Origin of the sequence: Pseudomonas sp. NFACC08-1, assembly GCF_900106735.1 — a bacterium.
In the GTDB taxonomy this organism is placed as follows: domain Bacteria; phylum Pseudomonadota; class Gammaproteobacteria; order Pseudomonadales; family Pseudomonadaceae; genus Aquipseudomonas; species Aquipseudomonas fluorescens_Q.
The window spans coordinates 37,009-58,894 of the sequence record NZ_FNNL01000020.1 but is presented as its reverse complement, the minus strand read 5'-3'; the positions used below and the strand labels follow the sequence as shown (position 1 = coordinate 58,894).

The window sequence follows — 21,886 nt, the reverse complement described above, 5'->3', positions numbered from 1 at the left end:
GCGGTGTGTCAGGCAAACATTTGGGGGCTGCTGCGCAGCCCAGCGGGAGCAAGCTCCCTCGCCACAGGGTTACCACAACGCCTCCCTGTCCCCAGCAACCCGGCACATTGCGTTATGATCCCCCGCCTCTCCCTGAACAGAGCTTTTACCCGCGAATGCTGCCATCCACTTCTGATATCACCGCCCTGCCCGCCGTCCTGGTCGGCCCACTGTTGCGACGGCTGGAGCCCACGCGGCTGGTGATGTGGCTGGTGGGCACGCGAGCATTGGCGATGACGTTGCGCGTGGCCGGCGTGGGTGATCTTGCACTGGATGCGACACGCTGCACCGTGGTGCCGGTGGGACAGCGGGCGTTTGTGCACTTGATCGATGTACGGCTCGCCAGCCCCCTGCCCCGGGACGTGACGATTGACTACGACTTGCTGGTGGACGGCGCGCCCATCGCCGAATGGGCGCCGCACCTGCTGTATGACGGCGCACAGTGCCCGAATTTCATACTGCATTCGCGCATCGAGCAACTGGTCCACGGCTCTTGCCGCAAACCCCATTACCCAGCCAATGACGGCCTGCTCTGCGTCGACTGGCTGTTGGCGCAAGCCCCTGAGCAACGCCCGGCATTGCTGATGATGAGCGGCGACCAGGTCTATGCCGACGACGTCGCCGGGCCCATGTTGCGGGCGATTCATGCGCTGATCGAATGCCTGGGGTTGTTCGAGGAATGCCTGGAAGGTGCCGTGGTGGAGGACAGCGCCAAGCTCTATCGGCACCCGGCCAGTTATTACCATCGTGCCGATTTGTTGCCGGCACTTGAGAGTAACGAAACCCTGCGCGAGCGATTTTTCGGCGGGGCCCGCAAGCCGATTTTCACCAGCAGCAGTGCCGACAATCACCTGGTGACCTTCGCCGAGGTCATGGCGATGTACCTGCTAGTGTGGTCGCCCGTGCCTTGGACGCTGATCACCGTGCAGCCGCCCGAACTGACCGTCGAACGGCGCCAGCGCTACGACCTGGAACAGCAGCGCATCGATGCGTTCAAGACCGGGCTGGGCGGCGTGGCGCGAGTGTTTGCGCACCTGTCGTGCCTGATGATTTTCGACGACCACGACATTACCGATGACTGGAACCTGTCTGCGCAGTGGGAGGAAACGGCCTACGGCCATCCGTTCTCCAAACGCATCATCGGCAATGCGTTGATCGCCTACATGCTCTGCCAGGGCTGGGGTAACAACCCCGATGCCTTCGCTGACGTGCTCCCGCAAACCCTGGCCCTGAGCGACACCGCCCGAGACCGTTACCTCGACAGCGAACCCCAGGACCAACTGATCGACACGCTGCTGGGTTTCCAACAATGGCATTACGTGCTGCCGAGTACCCCGGCCCTGGTGGTGCTTGACACCCGCACCCGCCGCTGGCGCAGCGAGAACAACCTCAAGCAACCTTCCGGCCTGCTGGATTGGGAAGCCCTGAGCGAGTTGCAGCAGGAGTTGTTGGATCACCCGTCGGCGATTATCGTCTCACCGGCGCCGATCTTCGGTGTGAAGCTGATCGAGACCGTGCAGCGGGTGTTCAGTTGGTGCGGTTATCCACTGCTGGTGGATGCGGAAAACTGGATGGCCCATCGCGGCGCTGCCCAGGTGATCCTGAACATTTTCCGCCACTCACGTACGCCCGGTAATTACGTGGTGCTGTCCGGGGACGTGCACTATTGCTTCGTATACGAAGTATTGATCCCGCACCGCAAGGGCGGCCCGCGCATCTGGCAGATCACCAGCAGCGGCATCAAGAATGAATTTCCCCCTGCGCTGCTGGAATGGTTCGATCGCCTGAACCGCTGGCTCTACTCGCCACGCTCGCCCCTGAACTGGTTCACCAAGCGCCGCAGCATGCGCATCGTCCCCCACACCCCGGAACACGCCGAAGCGGGTGAACGGTTGTGGAACAGCGCCGGCATTGGCCAGGTGTTCTTCAATGAACAGGGCCAGCCCGCGCAGATCTACCAGCACAATGCCAACGGCCAACCGCCGACGCGGATGCTGCCCCCAAAATCACCACCGACCTGAAAGCGCTGGCACCGCCAGCACCTACGCAAGCTGACAATTCGCTATCGCGAGCAAGCTCGCTCCCACAGGGAAGTGGCAGTCAGAACACCAATTGCAGCGACTGCTGACCTTCAAGGCTCAGCAGGAACTGTTTGGCCGCCAGGCCACCAGCGAAGCCGGTAAGGCTGCCGGAGCTGCCGATGACCCGGTGGCACGGGGCGATGATCGAGATGGGGTTGCGGCCATTGGCGGCGCCGACCGCCCGGACCGCCGTGGGTTGCCCCACCTGGATGGCGATGTCGCGGTAGCTGCGGGTTTCGCCAAAGGGGATGGTCAACAGGGCTTGCCAGACCCGGATCTGGAAATCAGTGCCCGCGAAGTCCAGCTCCAGCTCGAAACGACGGCGCTGGCCAGCGAAGTATTCCAGCAACTGACGCTCGGTTTCCTTGAGGACCGGATGCTGGGTGTCCTCCTCCAAAGGCCCCAGGCGCACCCGATTGAGCCGCTCGTTTTCCCAGAGGATGGCCGCCAGCCGTGTCTGCCGGGCGACGAGGATCAGTTGGCCGACAGGGGATTGGATGGTTTTGTACAGAGGCAACATCGAGGGATTCCTTGTCAAAGCCTTTGTGGCGAGGGAGCTTGCTCCCGCTGGGTTGCGAAGCGACCCTACACGTGGCACCGCGGTGTGTCAGATTATCAGTTGGGGCTGCTTCGCAGCCCAGCGGGAGCAAGCTCCCTCGCCACGGGGATCTCACCGACCGCAATATCTTACTCAGCCCAACAACCCCAACGCCTTCGCCCGCGCCACTGCTTGGGTGCGACGCTCCACACCGAGCTTGCTGTTGATATGGCTGGCGTGGGTCTTGACCGTGTGCAACGAGATGAACAATTGCTCGCTGATCTCTTGGTTCGAACAGCCTTGGGCAATCAGTTGCAACACCGCCCGCTCGCGACTGCTGAGGGTTTCGACCGGCGCCGCCGGGTCGGCAGGCTGGGCCACCGTCGAGGGCAGGCGTTCGAGCAGATGCTCACGCAAGGTACTGGGCGGTGCCTGCAGCAGCTGTTCGCGCAACCATTCACGGTGCTCGCCGAACAACCATTCGAAGGGCTGCAACACCCCGCCGCTGGCAGCTTCGAAAGCCTGGGCCAGGGTGCGACGGGCTTCGGCTTCACGCCCGATGCTCAGCAGCAAGGCGACTTTCTGGTTGAGCGCCATCACGCTGAGCATCTGCCGGCCACTTTGCTGACCGTGTTCAAGCAAGGCATCGAGCCGTCCTTGCGCGAGTATCGGTTGGCCCCGGATGGACTCCAGCACCGCCTGTTGCAACTCAACATGCAGCGGCAGTTGCGGGTGGAATTCCGGTGGTGCGGCAGCCCGATCGCCCGTGTAGGTCTGGCCCAGCCGGGCCAGCCAGGCTTCGGCCAGGTCGGTGCGACCCTGGGCCAACCAGAGTTCGCACTTGACCAGGGTGATCATCGCCAGATAGTAGATCGGCGGAACGTCCCAGATGTGCATCAGGCGCTCGGCTTCCGCCAGTTCGGCGAAGGCCCGGGCGAACTCGCCGCTGTAGCCTTCGATACGCGCGATCACGCAATGGCCGATCAGCACGCTGATGTCGCGGCAGGCGCGGGCTTCGGTGAGGCCCGCCTGCAGCCGCGCAAGGCCGGCCTGGGGCTGCATGCGCAAGGTCAGCAAAAAACCTTCGTACATGATCAAGCGCGCCCGCACCGCATAAAGCCGCTGGGGCGACAGCTTGTGCAAACGTTGCAGGCCCTGGTGCACTTCATCCAGCGCCCGCAGGATCTCTCCCCGCGCCTGCAGGACCCGGGCACGATCATAATGGGCCAGGGCCTCGAACAGTGGATTTCCGACCCGTTGCGCCAGCTCCAGGGAGTCGCGGTTCAGGTTCCGGGCGCGCCACAGGTCGCCGTCGGCAATCGCCAGGTTCGACAGTGTGGACAGGCACATCAGGCGCTGGCCGTAGCGTTTTTGCGGCAGGCTCTCCAAAGCTTCGCTGCAATACCGCACGGTGGTCTCGCGATCCCCCCGGCCACGGGCGATGATCCCGCTCAGGGCCAGCCATTGGGCGAGCATGGATTTTTGCGCAGTGGCCGAGGGGGCCGGCAGGAAACGACTCAAGTGCGCCGCCAGCTCTTCGGCAGCGTCCAACTGGCAGGCCAGCCCCAACGCCCAGCTGTAGAGCACGATCAGCCGCGGGGTGCTGATGAGCAGGCTGTCGGGCAAGTCCATTTTCCAGCGCAGCAACATGCCGACGTTCTGCTCGGCCAGCAGTTGCTCCTCCGAGAGGTTCTGCACCAGGTTCGCCGCCACGTCCAGATGCCCGGCCCGCAGCGCCTGCTCCACGGCTTCGTCGATCAGGCCCTGGGCGTTGAACCAACGGCAGGCCCGCAGGTGCAGGGTCGCGGCCGGGACCATGGCCGGTGCGCTGGGGCGACTGCGCAGCAGGTCGGAAAACAGGTGGTGATATCGATACCAATGGCCGTGCTCGTCCAGCGGTACCAGGAACACCTGGTGGGCCGCCAGGTAACGCAGGATTTCGGCGCTGTCATGGGCCTCGCGCACGGCGTCGCACAGTTCGCTGCAAAAGCGTTCCTGAGGGGCCGTGTCGTAGAGAAATGCCTGCACCTCGGCGGGCAGGCAGTCGATGACCTCTTCAAGCAGATAATCGCGAATCAGCCCTTCGCCGCCGTGCAAGGCCTGGGGCAGCAGGCCTTCGGTACCGGCTTCGGAGGCGGCCAGCAACCAGAAACGCAGCCCGGCCACCCAACCTTCACTGCGCTGGATAAGATTTTCCAGCGCCTCACCGCGCAACGAACTGCTGTGATGCTGGAGCAGGGTCAAGGCTTCTTCATGGGTCAGGCGCAGGTCCTGCTCATTGAGTTCGAGCAGTTGCCGCGACAGGCGCAGGCGCGCCAAATGCCAGTCCGGGCGCTGGCGGCTGGTGACGAGGACCAGCAACCCGTCGGGCAGGTGATTGAGGAAAAACTGCAGGCAGCGATCCAGCACCGGGCTTTGGGCCAGGTGGTAATCGTCGAGCACCAGCAGCAGGGGCTCGTGGGGCGATAAGTGCGTGGACAGTTCGTCCAGCAAGCCGTCGAGCCATTCTTCGAAGGCAAAGGGTTGATGACGTTGGCGCATTTTCAGCAACCCCAGCGCCCGACCGCCCAGTTGCGGGAAAAAGGCCTGGAGCCCTTCGAGCAACCGTTCAAGGAAGCGGCCTGGATCGTTGTCCCGGGCGCTGAGCCCCAGCCAGAGGCTTTGCCAATGGGCCGGCAGGCTCTGGCAGAACTCCACCGCCAGGGAGCTTTTACCGAACCCCGCCGGGGCACTGACCAACAGCAACCTGCCTCCGAGCCCCGCGCTCAAACGCTCGCACAACCGCGGCCGCATAACATGGCCGTCGGGCAAGGGCGGGCGGTAGAAACGCCCGTCCTGTACCGCGATGGCTGCGCGGGCAGAATCCGGAAGTGAAGACAAATCAGTCATGGCCGGCTCTTGTAGGAATGCGGGTGGCGGCGTTGCAGATGTCCGCAGACTAGCGGTAAACGAGGAGGTATTGAAGGGAGTGCTACAAATGGCTACAAAAAGACTACAAGCCGACCGACTTGAAAAAATTCAGGCAGCCACCGCTCTTGTGGCGAGGGCGCTTGCTCCCGCTGGGTTGCGAAGCAACCCGCAAGGCAGCGACTGCGTTGTACCTGACAGAATGAGAAGGCTGGTTTGGGGCTGCTGCGCAGCCCAGCGGGAGCAAGCTCCCTCGCCACAGGGTTTTGTGTTGACTGATCGAACAAAAAAAAACGCCCCGAACCAGTCGGGGCGTTGTTTCGAGGATGCGGCCTCGGATGCAGCGGTTTAGCGGATGCCGTCCTGACGCAGGGCGTTCGGGGTGAAATCGGCGGTGGTGGCGGTGAAGCCGAAGTCGTAGGCCGATTTCTCTTCGTTCTTCATGCCCAGCGCCAGGTAGCGGCCGGACTGCAGGTCGTAGAGGGTTTCCAAGGCGTACCACGGCACTTGCTTGTCGTAGTAGTTCTCGGCATGGGCCTCGGCCACGCGCCACAGTTGGCCACGGCCGTCGTAATGGTCGATTACCGCCGCTTGCCAGGTGTCTTCATCGATGAAGAAGTCACGCTTGGCATAGATGTGGCGCTGGCCTTCCTTCAGCGTCGCGGTCACGTGCCAGACACGACGCAGCTCGTAGCGGGCCAGGTCCTGATTGATGTGGCCGGCCTTGAGGATGTCGGCGTACTTGAGTTGCGGCGAATCGATCTTGTAGCTGTTGGAGGCGATGTACAGCTCTTTCTTGCCTTCCAGCTTCCAGTCGTAGCGATCCGGCGCGCCGTTGTACATGTCCAGGTTGTCGGAGGTACGCAGGCCGTCGGCGGCGGTGCCCGGGCCGTCGTAGGACACCTGCGGGGCACGGCGCACACGGCGCTGACCAGCGTTGTAGACCCACGCCGAACGCGGTTCCTTAACCTGGTCGAGGGTTTCGTGCACCAGCAGCACACCACCGGCCAGGCGCGCCGGCGCGGTCACTTGCTGCTTGAAGTAGAACAGGATGTTGCCAGGGTTGGCCGGATCGAAGTCCTTCATCTTGTCGCGGAACACGAACTGGTCGCGGAAGTACACCAGGCTGTACGAACCGTTGGGCTGCGGGGTGGCCTGGGTGACCAGGCGCGTTACGCTGCCACCACGATAGCGGGTGATGTGGTTCCAGATGACTTCCACACCGCTCTGGGGAATCGGGAACGGCACAGCCGTCTCGAAGTTTTCCAGGCCGTTACCGCCGGAAACCAGCTTGGTGTTGACCGCGTTCTTCTTGATGGAGGCGAACACCGCGTCCGGCACGGTGGCACCGCGATGGGTCGGGTAGACCGGCATCTTGAAGGTTTCCGGGTAACGCTTGAACATCGCGTACTGACCCGGCGCGAGCTTGTCCTTGTATTGGTCGACGTTCTGCGCGGTGATGGTGAACAGCGGTTTTTCACTGGCGTATGGGTCGGCGAGGAAGCCCTTGCTGTCCACGGAACCGGCATTCTTGGCCATGGGTTTCCAGGCCGAGATCGAGCCGTCGGCATTGCCGGCCATCTCGGCACCCATCGGCGTCAGGCTCTTGCCCAGTTTATCGGCCTCGGCCGCGGGCACTGCCGCCATGACGCTGGCGGCCAGCAGGGAGAGCCCCAGAACACCGGCCTGCAACAGATTCTTTGTTATTTTCATAGTGTGTCGTCCTGAAATACGGTGCTTAGAAGGTCACGCCGACGCTGAGCGCCAGGAAGTCGCGATCGTCTACGGTGCTGAAGTCGCCACCAAAGAAGTTGGTGTAGGCCAGGCTGGCGTTGTAGGTGTTCTGGTACTCGGCATCGAGCCCGAGGCTGACGGCTTTGCGGCCTTCCTCGAAGTTGCCGCCAGGGCCTGGCGAGTAGCCTTTGACGTCATGGGACCAGGCCACGTTGGGCTTGAGGTTCACGCCAGCGAACACGTCCGGGTATTCCCAGATGGCGCGAGCGCGGTAGCCCCAGGAGGTGGAGGTGGTGAAGCCGTCGTTGTTGCAGTTGCTGTTCACGTCGTTGATGGTCTGGCCGCCGCCTGTGGCGGTAGAGCTGTTGAGCGCGTTACAGGCTCCGCTGGGCAGTTGACCCGGACCAAAGACAGGGTCACGACCGTAGCGAACATCCGACTTGCTTTCCAAGCCTCCAACATGAGTCACGCCGACTTCACCTACCAATGTGAGGCGACTGGCGCCCATGACCTGATCCAAGAAGTGAGTGAAGGTGGTCTGGAACTGAGTGACTTCCTTGCGGCGATAACCATGCAGATCCTGGCCTGGCACTCCCTGGAGCAGCGACGCATTGCCCAACACAGGACCACCGATCGGGCGAACGCCGGCGAACAAGATATCGGTGGTGCTCAACTGCACCGGCGCGTTCGGCCGATAGCTGATCTCACCGCTCCACGCCGTACCGGTTGGCAGGGTGGTGGAGAAACTCAAGCCGTAGAGACGGATATCTTCCGGATATTCGACGAAATATTGGGAATTACCCGCGACGATCAGTGGCGCCAGCGGCGAGCCAGTGACCGCGTCGTAGACTGACTGAGGCGCGCCGGTGGCACTGAAGATCGGCGCACGGCTGTGGTAGTTCATGAAGTACGCACCGAACTCGGTGTCCAGCGGCTCGAACATGTACTTCAACGACGCGCCCCACTGGCCGCTGTCGCGAGCATCACGGTCCGGGCCACGCCGTACCAGCACGCCTTCTTCGTTGATATCGACACCCTGGCCTTCCAATATCGGAAGAAGGACCCCCGGGAACGGAATGCTTGAACGCTTGTTCAACACCCGCAGGTTATCGGTACACCCATCGGCAATCACATCCGGCTGGGAGAAGAACGTACCGCAGTTATCCACCACGGTCTGGTCCCATTCAATCTGGTAGAACGCCTCGGCCGACAGGTTGTCGGTCAGGCTCTGGGACACGTAGAACATGTTGACCGGGATCAGGCCTTCCTTGATCTCGGCGCCAGGACGACGGAACGCGGACACGTCGACCGGGTTGATGGAGTTGATGCCGCCCTGGATGAACGTGCTTTCACCCCAACTGACCACCTGCTTGCCCAGGCGCACGGAGCCTGGCTGATCGGCAATGGCATAGTTGTGGTAGACGAACGCATCGAGGATCTGCCCGCCGGAGGACTTGGCGCCTTCCTTGCGGTTGCTGTCGCTGATGTCCTTGTACAGGCGGTGTTCGTCCTTGAGTTCGAAGTCGTACCAGTACTTGCCGCGCACGAACACACCGGTATCGCCGTACTTCAGTTCCAGGTCATGGATACCCTTGAAGATCTTCGAGAAGGTTTCCCCTCGCTTGAAATTCAAGTGGCCGTCATCGGAGGTCTGCGACAAACCCTTGCCGCCATTGTTGACACCGATCAGGTCCTTGTTGGCGTTGGCCGTGGACCAGCTCGCGCCGACCGACAGGGACGAGTCGAACTGGCCTTCGATTTCACCGATGTTGAAACTGACGCCGAATGCTGGCCCGGCGAGCGAAGAGGCGAGACTGACCGCCAGAGGCAGTTTTGCCCGGCGCCAGAACGTGGTTGCTGAGGTCATCGACGCTACTCCATGTGCATTATTGTTATGGCAGTGGACATTTCAAGAACACCTCGATGGCTGGGAGCGGCAGCGTCCCGACATCCATCAAGGTCGCATCGCCCTTTCGTGCGTGCGCCCCGTTCCTGAGAATCCGTGAGCGGACTATAGCCAGCAGGTAGTACGGCTTGATCCCTCTAAAGTGTGATTTGCAGCCCTCAACCACTCTGGGACAGTCCTTTCGCCAGGCCGACAGGTGTCGGCACGGCAAGGATGGCTGAAATTTACGGTTTGACAAGTCAAGCGCTTGCTTGGTGGGGCTGCCGTGCCCTTTCGGGCACGGCAAAAAGGCCTAAAGCGTGGACAGGAAGGTGCTGTTGTTGCTCTGCCATTCGGTGATATCGACGCGGATGCGCTTTTTGTCGAGCTTGCCGACGCTGGTCTTGGGAATTTCCGTAACAAGGGCGATCTGGCTCGGGATCGCCCACTTGCTCAAGTGCCCCAGCTCGACGAACGGCTTGAGGTGTTCCTTGAGTTCGCGAGCCCCGATCTCATGCCCTTCGCGAATCACCAGCAGGGCAAACGGTCGCTCGCCCCACTGCGGATCGGGGATGCCGACCACTGCTACTTCGCGTACCGCCACGTGACGGCTGATGAGGTCTTCCAGGTCCAGGGAGGAGATCCATTCGCCACCAGTCTTGATCACGTCCTTGATGCGATCACGGATGTCGATGAAGCCCATGTTGTCCAGCGTGGCGACGTCGCCGGTGTGCAGCCAGCCGCCGGCCCAGAGCTCGGCGCCCTTCTGCGGCTCGTTGAAATAGCCCTCGGTGAGCCACGGCGCGCGCAGCACCAGTTCGCCCTGGGTCTCGCCGTCGGCCGGCAGGAAGCGCCCCTCGGTGTCGACGATCGCCGCCTCCACCAGCGGGCCTGGCACGCCGGCCTTGATCCGGTAGGTGGTGCGCTCGTCTTCGCTGCCGGCCATCAGTTCCTCATTGAGGTGGGCGCAAGACACCAGCGGGCCGGTTTCCGACATGCCATAGGCGGCAGTGAGCTGAATGCCCCGCGCCTTGGCCGCTTCGTACAGGCTGCGATTCAGGGCGCTGCCGCCGATGACGATCTTCCAGCCGCCGAAATCGGTGTCCTGGGCGCCCTTGGCGTTGAGGACCATTTGCAGGATGGTTGGCACGCAATGGGAAAAGGTAACCTTTTCCTTGCGCCACAGCTGGACCAGGAATTCGGGGTCGTAGCGCCCCGGGTAGACCTGCTTGAGCCCGAGCATGGTCGCGACATAGGGCAGGCCCCAGGCATGGACGTGGAACATCGGCGTGATCGGCATGTACACGTCGTTGGTGCCCAGCAGCCGCACGCTGTCGATGGCCCCCATGATGGTCGCCACGCCCATGGTGTGCAGCACCAGTTGCCGATGGGTGAAGTAAACGCCCTTGGGGTTGCCCGTGGTGCCGGTGGTGTAGAACGTGGTGGCGACGGAGTTTTCGTCGAAATCCTGGAAGTCGTAGGTGGGCGCCGCGGCGGCCAGCAATTGCTCGTATTCACCCACCAGGTTCGGCAGCTCGGCAGTTTTTTCCGGCAGGTCGGTCAGCAGCAGGGTCTTGTCCACCGTGGTCAGGTGCCCGGCTATCGCCTGGTACAAGCCGACGAACTCGCTGTTGACCAGCACGAAGCGGTCCTCGGCGTGGTTCATGGTGTAGACGATCTGCTCCGGTGACAGGCGCACGTTGATGGTGTGGATCACCGCGCCGATCATCGGGATCGCGAACATGCATTCCAGGTAGCGATGGCTGTCCCAGTCCATCACCGCCACGGTATCGCCAGCCTTGACCCCCGCCTCGGTCAATACGTTGGCCAGGCGCGCGACCCGTTCGATCAGCGTCGGATAGCTGTAGCGCAACTGGTCGCGGTAGATGATCTCGCGGGTTTTCTCGTAACGCGTACCGGACATCAGCAGCCGCTTGATCAGCAGCGGGTATTGATAGGCGCCTTCGGCTGGGGGAATAACGCGAGTCTGCAACATAAGAGTCCCTTTTCTGACTGCACGGTCTTGGCTGGAAGCAAGCACTCTAGAGCGCTTGTACACAGATCAAATCAGCCAAAGGAATGATTTGATCCGCGCGCAAATACTAGCCTTGAGCCATCTCGCCCCCAGGTTTTCGCAAGCATGGCGCAACCAAACCTTGTCTCATCGGGATCCAACAGCGAGCACAGGTATCACGCTTGTTACAAAAACCTGCGGGGAAATGCCCTGGCAGGTCTCCAGCATGCCACCACTTTTTGACAGAAAATGTCGATCGTGGCCCCTTCCATCCGCGTGGAAGCGATCAAAGGACAGCGCGCAACGGTCAGTGCGCTTCGGTAAACGCCAGCTTCACCCCAATGGCGACGAGCACCGCGCCCATGGTCCGGTCGAACCAGTGGCCCATACGCGCAAAACCGGCGCGCACCCGTTGCTGGCTGAACAGCAGCGCCACCAGGCAGAACCAGGCGGCCGTCGCCACCGCCAGGTACACACCGTAACCGGCCTGGACGGCCAACGGCGTGTGTGGGTTGATCACCACGGTGAACAGCGACAGGAAAAACAGCGTCGCCTTGGGGTTCAGGCCATTGGTGACGAAGCCCGAGGTGAACGCGCCGCGAGGGGTACGTTCACCGGCCTCCTTGTGCAGGTTGTCCTCGGTGGGCTTGGCCGGTTGCGCCCGCAGTGCCTTGAAGCCGATGTACAGCAGGTACGCAGCGGCGGCCCATTTCAGCGCGTTGAACAGCACGATCGATTGCGACACGATCAGGCCGATACCCAACAGCGAATACCCGACATGCAGGAAAATCGCCGTGCCGACGCCCAGCGCCGTCCAGGTTCCGGCACGGCGGCCATGGGTCACGCTTTCGCGCACCACCACGGCAAAATCCGGCCCGGGGCTGGCAACGGCCAGCAGGTGGATCAGGGCGACGGTGAGGAATTCGGTGAGGTACATGGTGGAGCTCCTTGCGACAATCTTTTGTTGGATGAAATCCCGTGGCGAGGGAGCTTGCTCCCGCTCGACTGCATAGCAGTCGCATGCCGTGTACTGGGGCCTGCTTCGCAGGCCAGCGGGAGCAAGCTCCCTCGCCACGGATACACACCGCCACAGCCGCATTTCATCTGATAGGCTCGCCACATTACGCCTTCGATTCTTGAGATAAAAGGTACAGCTGATGACGAACACCGCCCGCGCAGTCTTCCTCGACCACCCTTCCCTGGACCTCGGCGACCTGGACCTGGCCCCGCTGCGCAACTGCTTCAGCGACCTGCAACTGTTCGCCCGGACCACGCCGGAGCAGGTCATCGAGCGGCTCAAGGGCGCCACCGTGGCGATTACCAACAAAATCGTGATCGATGCACAGGCCATGGCGGCCAGCCCCGAACTGAAGCTGATCCTGATCAGCGCCACCGGCACCAACAATATCGACCTGGCCGCCGCCCGCAGCCATGGGATCACGGTGTGCAATTGCCAGGGTTACGGCACACCGTCGGTGGCCCAGCACACCATCATGCTGTTGCTGAACCTGGCGACGCGCTTGGCCGATTATCAAAAAGCGGTGGGTGAAGGTCGCTGGCAACTGGCTTCGCAGTTCTGCCTGCTGGACTATCCGATTGTCGAGCTGGCAGGCAAGACCCTGGGTTTGCTGGGCCATGGTGAATTGGGCAGCGCCGTCGGGCGGCTGGCCGAAGCCTTTGGCATGCGTGTGCTGCTGGGGCAGATCCCCGGGCGCCCGGCCCGCCCCGACCGCTTGCCGCTGGAGCAGTTGTTGCCGCAAGTCGATGCCTTGACCCTGCACTGCCCGCTCAACGAGCACACGCGGAACTTCATCGGCGCTCGCGAACTGGCGCAGCTCAAGCCCGGCGCATTCGTGGTCAACACCGCCCGTGGCGGCCTGATCGACGAACAGGCCCTGGCCGAAGCCCTGCGCAACGGTCACTTGGGGGGCGCCGCCACCGACGTGCTCAGCGTGGAGCCGCCGGCCCAAGGCAACCCGCTGCTGGCCGGCGATATTCCACGCTTGATTGTCACACCGCACAACGCCTGGGGCAGCCGCGAGGCGCGGCAACGGATCGTCGGGCAAATGAGTGAAAACGCCCAGGGCTTTTTCAGCGGTACAGCGCGGCGTGTCGTCAGTTGATAAACTGCCGCACTTTTTTTACCCGCTTTATCAAGGAGCAGACCATGGATCCGCGCAGTGAAGTACTGCTTCGTCAGGCCGAGTTATTCCGGGGTTCGGTGTTGTTGGCCGGCCTGCCCGCCGACGATCTGCTCGGCCGTTTGCCAGAGGCCCATGGCTGGTGCTGGCATGCCGGCGATCAGGCGGCGCTGGACGCTCGCTTTCCCGAGCGCAGCCACTTTGGCGTGACCGTGCCCGAGCGTGGGTTCGACACGGCCGTGGTGTTCCTGCCCAAGGCCAAGGACCTGACCGACTACATCCTCAATGCCGTGGCCGCGCGCCTGGCCGGTCGCGAGGTGTACCTGGTGGGGGAAAAACGCAGCGGCATCGAAGGCGCGTCCAAGCAACTCAACCCGTTCGGCAAGCCGCGCAAACTCGACAGTGCGCGGCATTGCCAACTGTGGCAAGTCACCGTCGCCAACGCGCCCGAGGCCAAGCCCCTGGAAAGCCTGGCCCAGACCTACGAATTGCCCCTGGCCGAAGGCCCGCTGAAGGTCATCAGCCTGCCGGGGGTGTTCAGCCACGGTCGCCTGGATCGCGGCAGTGCGCTGCTGTTGGAACACCTGGATAAACTGCCCAGCGGGCACTTGCTCGACTTCGGCTGCGGTGCCGGGGTGCTGGGGGCGGCGGTCAAGCGGCGCTACCCGCACAACACCGTCACCCTATTGGACGTGGACGCATTCGCCGCCGCCAGCAGTCGCCTGACCCTGGCTGCCAACGGTCTGGAAGCCGAGGTGCTGACTGGTGATGGGATCGACGCCGCGCCGATGGGTTTGAGCGCGATTTTGAGCAACCCGCCATTCCATGTCGGCGTGCATACCGACTACCACGCAACGGAAAACCTGCTGCGAAAAGCGGCCAAACATCTGAAAAATGGTGGCGAACTGCGTTTGGTGGCGAACAGTTTCCTCAAGTATCAACCGCTGATCGAAGAGCATCTAGGCGTGTGTGCGATCAAGGCCGAGGGCCAGGGTTTTCGCATCTACCGGGCCAAGCGCGGCTGAAACCTTTTTTAAAAAACAGCACTTGCCCAATCGGATTTGCCTAGGCAGAATCCGCTCCGTCCTAGGGGAGTAGTCTCCCGCGAGCGCCATGCTCGCCCGGCATACGTCAACATACTTGGTCAGCAGACCATGGCGTATGCGGCCCAAGCGTCCACGCAGATGGTCGCTGGGTTTGACAAGACCTATGACACGCACACCTTACCCGGGGCGGGAAGGCTGTACGTGTCATAGCCGTGTCGACCCGCCCCTTTAGGAATTCCTGATGCTGGACTCACTCCTCGTACCTACCGCTATCGTTGCGCTGGCCGAAATTGGCGACAAGACGCAATTGCTCGCACTTATCCTGGCCGCTCGCTTTCGCAAACCCTGGCCGATCATCGCCGGCATCATTGCCGCCACACTCGCCAACCATGCAGCCGCCGGGGCAGTAGGGGCCTGGGTCAGCGGATTTTTCTCCGATGCGGTGCTGCACTGGATACTGGCGGCAAGCTTCACGGCCACGGCGCTGTGGACCCTGGTCCCGGACAAACTGGACGATGAGGAAGCGAACACAGCCCGCAAGTTCGGGCCATTCCTGACCACGCTGATTGCGTTCTTCCTCGCGGAAATCGGCGACAAGACGCAGATCGCCACGGTGATGCTCGCCGCGCAATACCCGGAGTTGTGGTTGGTCATCATCGGCACCACCGTGGGCATGTTGATTGCCAACGTGCCGGTGGTCCTGGCGGGCAATTTCGCCGCCGAGAAGCTGCCCCTGGCCCTGATCCGCCGCCTGGCCGCCTCGGCGTTCTTCGTCCTGGCGATCGTGGCGGTGTACAAGGCGATGCAGAGCAGCGGGTGGGTTTGATCAGGTTGATGCAGGTTCTGTGGCGAGGGAGCTTGCTCCCGCTGGGTTGCGAAGCAGCCCTAAGCTTTTGCGGCCGCTACGCGACCGAGCGGGAGCAAGCTCCCTCGCCACAAAAAAACAGCTTTTACTGCATGATGAAGCTTACTTCTTGGCCTGCTGATAAAGCGGCATCACCTTCGGAATCGCCGCCTGCAACGAAGCGATACGGCTGCTCGACGACGGGTGGGTGCTCATGAACTCCGGTGGCGCGCCTTCCGAGGCCTTGGCCATCTTGTTCCACAAGGTGATCGCCGCGTTCGGGTCGTAGCCGGCGCGGGCGGCCAGTTCGAGGCCGATCAGGTCGGCTTCGTTCTCGTTGCCACGGCTGTTGGGCAAGGTCATGCCATAGTTGGCGACGGTGTCGGCCAACGCCAGGCTGTCCTGGCCCAGGCCGAACAAGGCACCAGCGCCCTGCTTGGCCATCTCGATGCCATAGGCCTTGGACATCGCTTCGCGCCCGTGCTCGCGCAGGGCGTGGGCGATTTCGTGGCCCATGATCGCGGCGATTTCAGCGTCGGTCAGCTTCAACTGGTCGATCAGGCCGGTGTAGAACATGATCTTGCCGCCAGGGCCGCAATTGGCGTTGAGCTCGTCGCTCTTGATCAGGTTCACTTCCCAGTTCCACTGGGCCGAATCCGGGCGGAACATCGGCGCCTGGGCAATCAAGCGATCGGCAATGACCTGGATGCGCTTGGCATCGTTGCTGGTCTTGTCCAGCGCACCCTGGGCCTTGGCCTCGCCCATCGTCTTTTGATAGGACTGGGCGTACATCTGGTTGACCTGATCGGTCGACAGCATGCTGAACATGTACTGCTTGCGTTCCACGCCCACGGCTCCGCCGCTGGTGGTGTTGACCGACTGGCAACCGGTGAGCAGCAGCGCCGCGCTCAGAGCACTCACCATCAATGTCTTGTTCATGTAAAAAAGCTCCCTGGAAACGTGGGCGTATCCTAGGCCTTGATCTGTATCGGCGCCAGATACATAACGAAGGATTACAGGTTTTTCGGACAGACCCCACCCAGTCCATTTGCGACACCTACGCAGCTAAAACAGTCACCCGACGAACAGCGCCTCATGCCGCGCCACAGAAACGCCGATAACGGCTCCAGACGTCATTTCCGCGTCCGGAGCCTTTATGAAATTCAGATCGATCCAGTTTTCCGTGGCCGCCCTGGCCGGTGCCATCGTGCTCAGCGTGGTGGGCGCCCTCGTGCTGTACGCGTTGTTTGTCGGCGCGCGCACCCAGGACATGGTGCAACAGCGGACCAAGGCCCAGTTCGAACAACTCATCGAACAACGTCTCACTGCCCTGGCCCGCACCCAGGCGAGCCTGATCCAGCGGGAACTGGAAGCCCCGCTACTGCTCGCCCGCGGCCTGGCCACCAGCAACGCCTTGATGGGCATGAACGGCACGGACGGCAACCCGCAATTGAAGGTGCCCCGCGAGCAAATGATCAGCCTGTTGCGCGAAACCGTGGTGCGCAACCCGAAGATCCTCGGTGCCTACATCGCCTGGGAACCGAACGCCATCGACCACGACGACGCCAACTATGTGAACAGCCAGGTGGTGGGCATGGAAACCAACGGGCGTTTCCTGCCGTGGTGGTTCCGTAACCAGGACGGCTCCCTGGGCCTGGAAAAACTCGCCGACGTGACCGACCAGAAACTACTGTCCACCGGCATCCGCGCCAGTGAGTACTACCTGTGCTCCCAGGACAGCAAGAAAGCCTGCGTGATCGACCCGGCGCCCTATCGCGTTGGCAGCACGATGACCATGCTCGCCTCGTTCATCGAACCGATCATGATCGATGGCCAGTTCCAGGGCATCGTCGGCGCCGACCTGTCGGTGAACTTCATCCAGGACATGCTCGTGGCCGCCGATGGCAAGTTGTACGACGGCGCCGGGGAAATGGCCTTGCTCTCCAGCAACAATCGACTGGTGGCCTTCACCAAGGACCCGAGCAAACTCGGAGAAAAGGCCAGCGACCTGCTGGACGCCAGCGCACTGGATAACCTCGCCAAGCTGGGCGTCGGCGAAGTGCGCTATGACATCGACGAAGCACACGGGCATATCGAGGTGTACCTGCCGTTCGGCATCGGCGAGACCAACGCCCGCTGGACGCTGATGTTGCAGCTGCCACTGAACGCGGTCATGGCCGACCTGCAAGCGCTGCAGAAAGACCTCGACCACCAGCGCCAGGCCGATATCTTCGGCATGGCGATAGTGGGCCTGGTGATTGCCGGCATCGGTCTGCTGGTGATCTGGCTGGTGGGCCACGGCATCGCCCGACCACTCAAGCAAATGGTGGCGATGCTCGATGACATCGCCCAGGGCGAAGGCGACCTGACCCGCCGCCTGGTGAGCGACCGCGCCGATGAGCTGGGGGCGATCGCCAGGGGCTTCAATACCTTCCTGAGCAAGTTGCAGGGCATGATCACCCAGGTGGTGACCTCGGTGCAGAGCGTCAGCGATTCGTCGGAGCACACCGCCGATATCGCGATCCGCACCAACCAGGGCGTGCACAAGCAGATGTCAGAGATCGATCAAGTCGCCACCGCCGTGCACGAAATGACCGCCACCGCCCAGGACGTGGCCCGCAACGCGACCCAAGCCGCCCAGGCCGCCAGCCATGCAGACCAGGCTGCCAGCCAGGGCATGCAGATCGTGCGGGACACTTCCACCTCCATCGGTGCCCTGGCCGTGGAAATCGGCAAGGCGGTGGGCGTGGTACAGACCCTGGCCAAGGACAGCGAGAACATCAACGCGATCCTCACCGCCATCCGCGGAATCGCCGAGCAGACCAACCTGCTCGCCCTCAACGCCGCCATCGAAGCCGCCCGGGCCGGTGAACAGGGCCGTGGTTTCGCGGTAGTCGCCGATGAAGTGCGCAACCTGGCGCAGAAGACGCAACAGGCGACCGAAGAAATCCAGACGATGATCCAACAGTTGCAACAAGGCACCCGGGATGTGGTGCGGGTGATGGAAGACAGCCAGACCCGCACCGACGAAAGCGTGCAGCATGCGGCGAAAGCGGCCCAGGCCCTGGAAACGATCACCCAGGCCGTGTCGGTGATCAACGACATGAACACCCAGATCGCCAGCGCCGCCGAGGAACAAAGCGCCGTAGCCGACGACATCAACCGTAACGTGATCAACATCGGGCAAGTGGCGAACGAAGTCGCCAGCGGCGCCGACGAATCCAGCGCGGCCAGCGCCGGGTTGACCAAACTGGCGGAGCAGCAGCGGCGGCTGATCAATCAGTTCAGGGTCTGATCCGAAGGCCCCATCGCGAGCACGCTCGCTCCCACAGAGGGATTGGCGGTGGAACGCCGACAGTGCGAACACCCCAAAACAACTGTGGGAGCGAGCTTGCTCGCGATGGCGTCGGTTCAGCCAACATCGAAGCGACTGACACTACGCCTTCGCGGGCAAGCCTGCTCCCACAGGGGATTTTCAGGGTTTCAGAGTTCGCCGAGGGCTTCGATCAGGGCCTGGTTCTGCTCCGGTGTACCGATGCTGATCCGCAGGAATTGGGCAATCCGCTCCTGCTTGAAGTGCCGCACGATCACCCCCTGTTCCCGCAGTTTCGCCGCCAACCCTGCCGCATCGTGCCGAGGGTGGCGGGCGAAGATGAAGTTGGCCGCCGAGGGCAGCACTTCAAAGCCCTTGGCTTGCAGTTGGGCCACGACCCATTCACGGTGCTCGATGACTAACCGGCAAGTCCGATCGAAATACTCGCGATCATCGAACGCCGCCGCGCCGCCGACATTCGCCAGGCGATCCAGCGGGTAGGAGTTGAAGCTGTTCTTGATCCGCTCCAGCGCTTCGATCAGCTCCGGATGGCCCACCGCCAGGCCCACGCGCAGCCCCGCCAGGGAGCGGGACTTGGACAAGGTCTGGGTCACCAGCAGGTTCGGATAGCGATCCACCAGGCTGATGGCCGTCTCGCCGCCGAAGTCGATATAGGCCTCGTCGACCACCACCACCGAATCCGGGTTGGCCTTGAGGATCTGCTCAACCGCTTCCAGCGCCAGCAAGCAGCCGGTCGGCGCGTTCGGGTTGGGGAAAATGATCCCGCCATTGGGTTTGGCGTAGTCTGCCGGGTCGATCTGGAATTGCGAATCCAGCGGCACCGCATCGAACTGAATGCCGTACAGCCCGCAATACACTGGATAGAAGCTGTAGCTGATGTCGGGGAACAACAGCGGCTGGTCATGTTGCAACAGGCCGTGAAAAATGTGCGCCAGCACTTCATCCGAGCCATTACCCAGGAACACCTGGTTGCTCTGCACGCCGTAATAGCGGGCCACGGCGCCTTTGAGCAGGTCGCTGTTGGGATCCGGATACAGGCGCAGGTTGTCGTTCAGCTCGGTCTGCATCGCCGCCAGGGCCTTGGGCGATGGGCCGTAGGGATTCTCGTTGGTGTTGAGCTTGACCAACCGGGTCAGCTTCGGCTGTTCACCCGGCACGTAGGGCACCAGGTTCTTGACGAACGGGCTCCAGAATTTACTCATTTCAGTTCCCCTGCCCTTCAATGGAAGGCTCGTCAAGAATGCGGTACTCGGCACTGCGCGCGTGGGCGCTCAGCGATTCGCCACGGGCCAGCACCGAAGCGGTCTTGCCCAGTTCGGATGCGCCCTGCTCGGAGCAGAAGATGATCGACGAACGCTTCTGGAAGTCATACACCCCCAGCGGCGACGAGAAGCGCGCGGTGCCGGAGGTCGGCAACACGTGGTTGGGACCTGCGCAGTAATCGCCCAGGGCCTCACTGGTGTGGCGGCCCATGAAGATCGCACCGGCGTGACGGATCTGCGGCAACCAGGCCTGCGGGTCGGCGACCGACAACTCCAAGTGTTCCGGCGCGATACGGTTGGCGACTTCGATGGCCTGTTCCATGTCGCGGACATGGATCAGCGCCCCACGGCCGTTGATCGAGGTGTTGATGATTTCGGCGCGGTCCATGGTCGGCAGCAGCTTGTCGATGCTGGCGGCGACCTTGTCGAGGAACTCGGCGTCCGGGCTGACCAGGATCGCCTGGGCGTCTTCGTCGTGCTCGGCCTGGGAAAACAGGTCCATGGCGATCCAGTCCGGATCGGTCTGGCCATCGCACACCACGAGGATTTCCGAAGGGCCGGCGATCATGTCGATGCCGACCTGGCCAAACACGTGGCGCTTGGCGGTGGCGACATAGATGTTGCCCGGCCCGACCACCTTGTCGACCCGCGGCACGCTTTCGGTGCCATAGGCCAGCGCAGCCACGGCCTGGGCACCGCCAATGGTGAACACCCGGTCCACGCCGGCAATGCAAGCGGCGGCCAGCACCAGCTCGTTGATTTCACCCCGCGGGGTCGGGACGACCATGACCACTTCGGTCACGCCGGCGACCTTGGCCGGGATCGCGTTCATCAGCACCGAGGACGGATAGGACGCCTTGCCACCCGGCACGTACAGGCCGGCGCGGTCCAGCGGCGTGACCTTCTGGCCCAGCACCGTGCCGTCGGCTTCGGTGTAGCTCCAGGAGTCCTGTTTCTGCCTTTCGTGATAGTCGCGCACCCGCGACGCGGCTTTTTCCAGGGCTTCGCGCTGGGGCACGGTGATCCGGGTCAGGGCCAGTTCCAGGCGCTCGCGCGGCAGGATCAGGTCGGCCATGGACGCCACTTGCAGGCCGTCGAACTTCTGGGTGAATTCCACCAGGGCGGCATCGCCACGCTCGCGCACAGCCTTGATGATGTCCAGCACCCGCTGATTGACCGAGTCGTCAGACACGCTTTCCCAGCTCAGCAGATGATCCAGATGATGTGCGAAATCCGGGTCGACAGCGTTGAGACGGCGAATCGAAGTGGGAGCGGTCATAGCGAAGGCCTCATTAATGGCAAATGCTCAGGCGCCCTAAGCTACCAGTCCATTCGCGTGGGCACCTGAGAAAATTGGCTATGACACGGATAGACGGGCGCGACTCAAGGTCGCGCAGGTGAATCAGCCGCGGTGTCGCGATTCCACTGCCTTGCGCAGGGTATCGATCAGAGCCTGGATACGGGCGTGCTGCATTTTCATCGAAGCCTTGTTGACGATCAGCCGGGAGGTGATGTCGGCGATGAAATCCTGGGGTTCCAGGCCATTGGCCCGCAGGGTGTTGCCCGTGTCGACCACGTCGATGATCTTGTCCGCCAGGCCGATCAGCGGCGCCAGTTCCATCGAACCGTACAACTTGATGATATCGACCTGACGGCCCTGCTCGGCGTAATAACGCTTGGCAATGTTGACGAACTTGGTCGCCACGCGCAAACGCCCTTTGGGCTCCGGCGCGCCGACTTTACCGGCGGTCATCAGCTTGCAGCGGGCAATCTGCAGGTCCAGGGGCTCGTACAGGCCCTGGCCGCCGTATTCCATCAGCACGTCCTTGCCGGCAACGCCCAGGTCGGCGGCGCCATGTTCCACGTAGGTCGGCACATCGGTGGCACGCACGATCAGCAAGCGCACATCGGCCTGGGTCGTGGGGATGATCAGCTTGCGGCTCTTGTCCGGATTCTCGGTCGGCACAATGCCCGCTTCAGCCAGAAGCGGCAGGGTGTCGTCAAGGATGCGGCCCTTGGACAGTGCGATGGTCAACATGGGAAACGTCAGTCCTTATCAAG

General features: G+C 62.5%; 15 protein-coding genes, 1 pseudogene and 1 riboswitch. Of the genes and pseudogenes, 6 read left to right on the top strand and 10 right to left on the bottom strand.

Annotated features, from left to right (window positions below; translation table 11 throughout):
* Positions 1 to 155 precede the first annotated feature (155 nt).
* The gene (locus BLU76_RS28185; RefSeq protein WP_092225370.1) at positions 156 to 2,060 is read left to right on the top strand and encodes an alkaline phosphatase D family protein; all 1,905 of its coding nucleotides are present in this window, start codon (positions 156 to 158) and stop codon (positions 2,058 to 2,060) included.
* Positions 2,061 to 2,139: 79 nt separating this feature from the next.
* Here the strand turns inward: BLU76_RS28185 and BLU76_RS28180 are convergent, their stop codons facing one another.
* The 6 genes from BLU76_RS28180 to BLU76_RS28155 all read right to left on the bottom strand — a co-directional run bounded on the left by BLU76_RS28180 (position 2,140) and on the right by BLU76_RS28155 (position 12,135).
* On the bottom strand, positions 2,140 to 2,640 hold the full coding sequence (locus tag BLU76_RS28180; protein ID WP_063322893.1) for a methylated-DNA--[protein]-cysteine S-methyltransferase: 501 nt from the start codon (positions 2,638 to 2,640) through the stop codon (positions 2,140 to 2,142).
* Positions 2,641 to 2,811: 171 nt separating this feature from the next.
* Positions 2,812 to 5,547, bottom strand: a complete 2,736-nt coding sequence (locus tag BLU76_RS28175) for a winged helix-turn-helix domain-containing protein (RefSeq protein ID WP_092225368.1) — start codon at positions 5,545 to 5,547, stop codon at positions 2,812 to 2,814.
* Between the two features lie 366 nt (positions 5,548 to 5,913).
* Positions 5,914 to 7,278 carry a DUF1329 domain-containing protein gene (locus tag BLU76_RS28170; protein ID WP_063322895.1) on the bottom strand — a complete coding sequence of 455 codons (1,365 nt, stop codon included), beginning with the start codon at positions 7,276 to 7,278 and terminating at the stop codon, positions 5,914 to 5,916.
* A 25-nt stretch (positions 7,279 to 7,303) separates the two neighbouring features.
* Entirely contained in the window at positions 7,304 to 9,166 is a 1,863-nt protein-coding gene (locus tag BLU76_RS28165) for a DUF1302 domain-containing protein (RefSeq protein ID WP_072346956.1), read from the bottom strand.
* Between the two features lie 331 nt (positions 9,167 to 9,497).
* Complete coding sequence (locus BLU76_RS28160; RefSeq protein WP_092225366.1) at positions 9,498 to 11,180, bottom strand: fatty acid--CoA ligase; 1,683 nt, start codon at positions 11,178 to 11,180, stop codon at positions 9,498 to 9,500.
* Between the two features lie 325 nt (positions 11,181 to 11,505).
* Complete coding sequence (locus BLU76_RS28155; protein ID WP_072346960.1) at positions 11,506 to 12,135, bottom strand: LysE family translocator; 630 nt, start codon at positions 12,133 to 12,135, stop codon at positions 11,506 to 11,508.
* 220 nt (positions 12,136 to 12,355) lie between these two features.
* Here BLU76_RS28155 and BLU76_RS28150 point away from each other — a divergent pair, with 220 nt between their 5' ends.
* The 3 genes from BLU76_RS28150 to BLU76_RS28140 all read left to right on the top strand — a co-directional run bounded on the left by BLU76_RS28150 (position 12,356) and on the right by BLU76_RS28140 (position 15,211).
* Entirely contained in the window at positions 12,356 to 13,321 is a 966-nt protein-coding gene (locus BLU76_RS28150) for a 2-hydroxyacid dehydrogenase (protein ID WP_092225364.1), read from the top strand.
* Positions 13,322 to 13,365: 44 nt separating this feature from the next.
* Entirely contained in the window at positions 13,366 to 14,364 is a 999-nt protein-coding gene (locus BLU76_RS28145; protein WP_092225362.1) for a class I SAM-dependent methyltransferase, read from the top strand.
* 52 nt (positions 14,365 to 14,416) lie between these two features.
* Positions 14,417 to 14,537, top strand: a riboswitch (yybP-ykoY riboswitch).
* A gap of 89 nt (positions 14,538 to 14,626) precedes the next feature.
* On the top strand, positions 14,627 to 15,211 hold the full coding sequence (locus tag BLU76_RS28140) for a TMEM165/GDT1 family protein (protein WP_063322901.1): 585 nt from the start codon (positions 14,627 to 14,629) through the stop codon (positions 15,209 to 15,211).
* A 141-nt stretch (positions 15,212 to 15,352) separates the two neighbouring features.
* Here the strand turns inward: BLU76_RS28140 and BLU76_RS28135 are convergent, their stop codons facing one another.
* The gene (locus tag BLU76_RS28135) at positions 15,353 to 16,168 is read right to left on the bottom strand and encodes a M48 family metallopeptidase (protein ID WP_092149017.1); all 816 of its coding nucleotides are present in this window, start codon (positions 16,166 to 16,168) and stop codon (positions 15,353 to 15,355) included.
* Positions 16,169 to 16,385: 217 nt separating this feature from the next.
* Between BLU76_RS28135 and BLU76_RS32445 the strand changes: the two are divergent.
* Together BLU76_RS32445 and BLU76_RS32440 are read left to right on the top strand one after the other, a co-directional pair.
* Positions 16,386 to 17,666: pseudogene (locus tag BLU76_RS32445) on the top strand (HAMP domain-containing protein); the annotation flags it as partial.
* Positions 17,667 to 17,681: 15 nt separating this feature from the next.
* Positions 17,682 to 18,524, top strand: a complete 843-nt coding sequence (locus BLU76_RS32440; RefSeq protein ID WP_371914905.1) for a methyl-accepting chemotaxis protein — start codon at positions 17,682 to 17,684, stop codon at positions 18,522 to 18,524.
* A gap of 188 nt (positions 18,525 to 18,712) precedes the next feature.
* Here BLU76_RS32440 and hisC read toward each other — a convergent pair whose 3' ends face one another.
* From hisC to hisG, 3 genes are all read right to left on the bottom strand, one after another.
* On the bottom strand, positions 18,713 to 19,765 hold the full coding sequence (gene hisC / locus BLU76_RS28125; protein ID WP_092225358.1) for a histidinol-phosphate transaminase: 1,053 nt from the start codon (positions 19,763 to 19,765) through the stop codon (positions 18,713 to 18,715).
* A 1-nt stretch (position 19,766) separates the two neighbouring features.
* Positions 19,767 to 21,104 carry a histidinol dehydrogenase gene (gene hisD / locus BLU76_RS28120; protein WP_063322905.1) on the bottom strand — a complete coding sequence of 446 codons (1,338 nt, stop codon included), beginning with the start codon at positions 21,102 to 21,104 and terminating at the stop codon, positions 19,767 to 19,769.
* Positions 21,105 to 21,227: 123 nt separating this feature from the next.
* Entirely contained in the window at positions 21,228 to 21,863 is a 636-nt protein-coding gene (gene hisG, locus BLU76_RS28115; protein ID WP_003197870.1) for an ATP phosphoribosyltransferase, read from the bottom strand.
* Positions 21,864 to 21,886 lie beyond the last annotated feature (23 nt).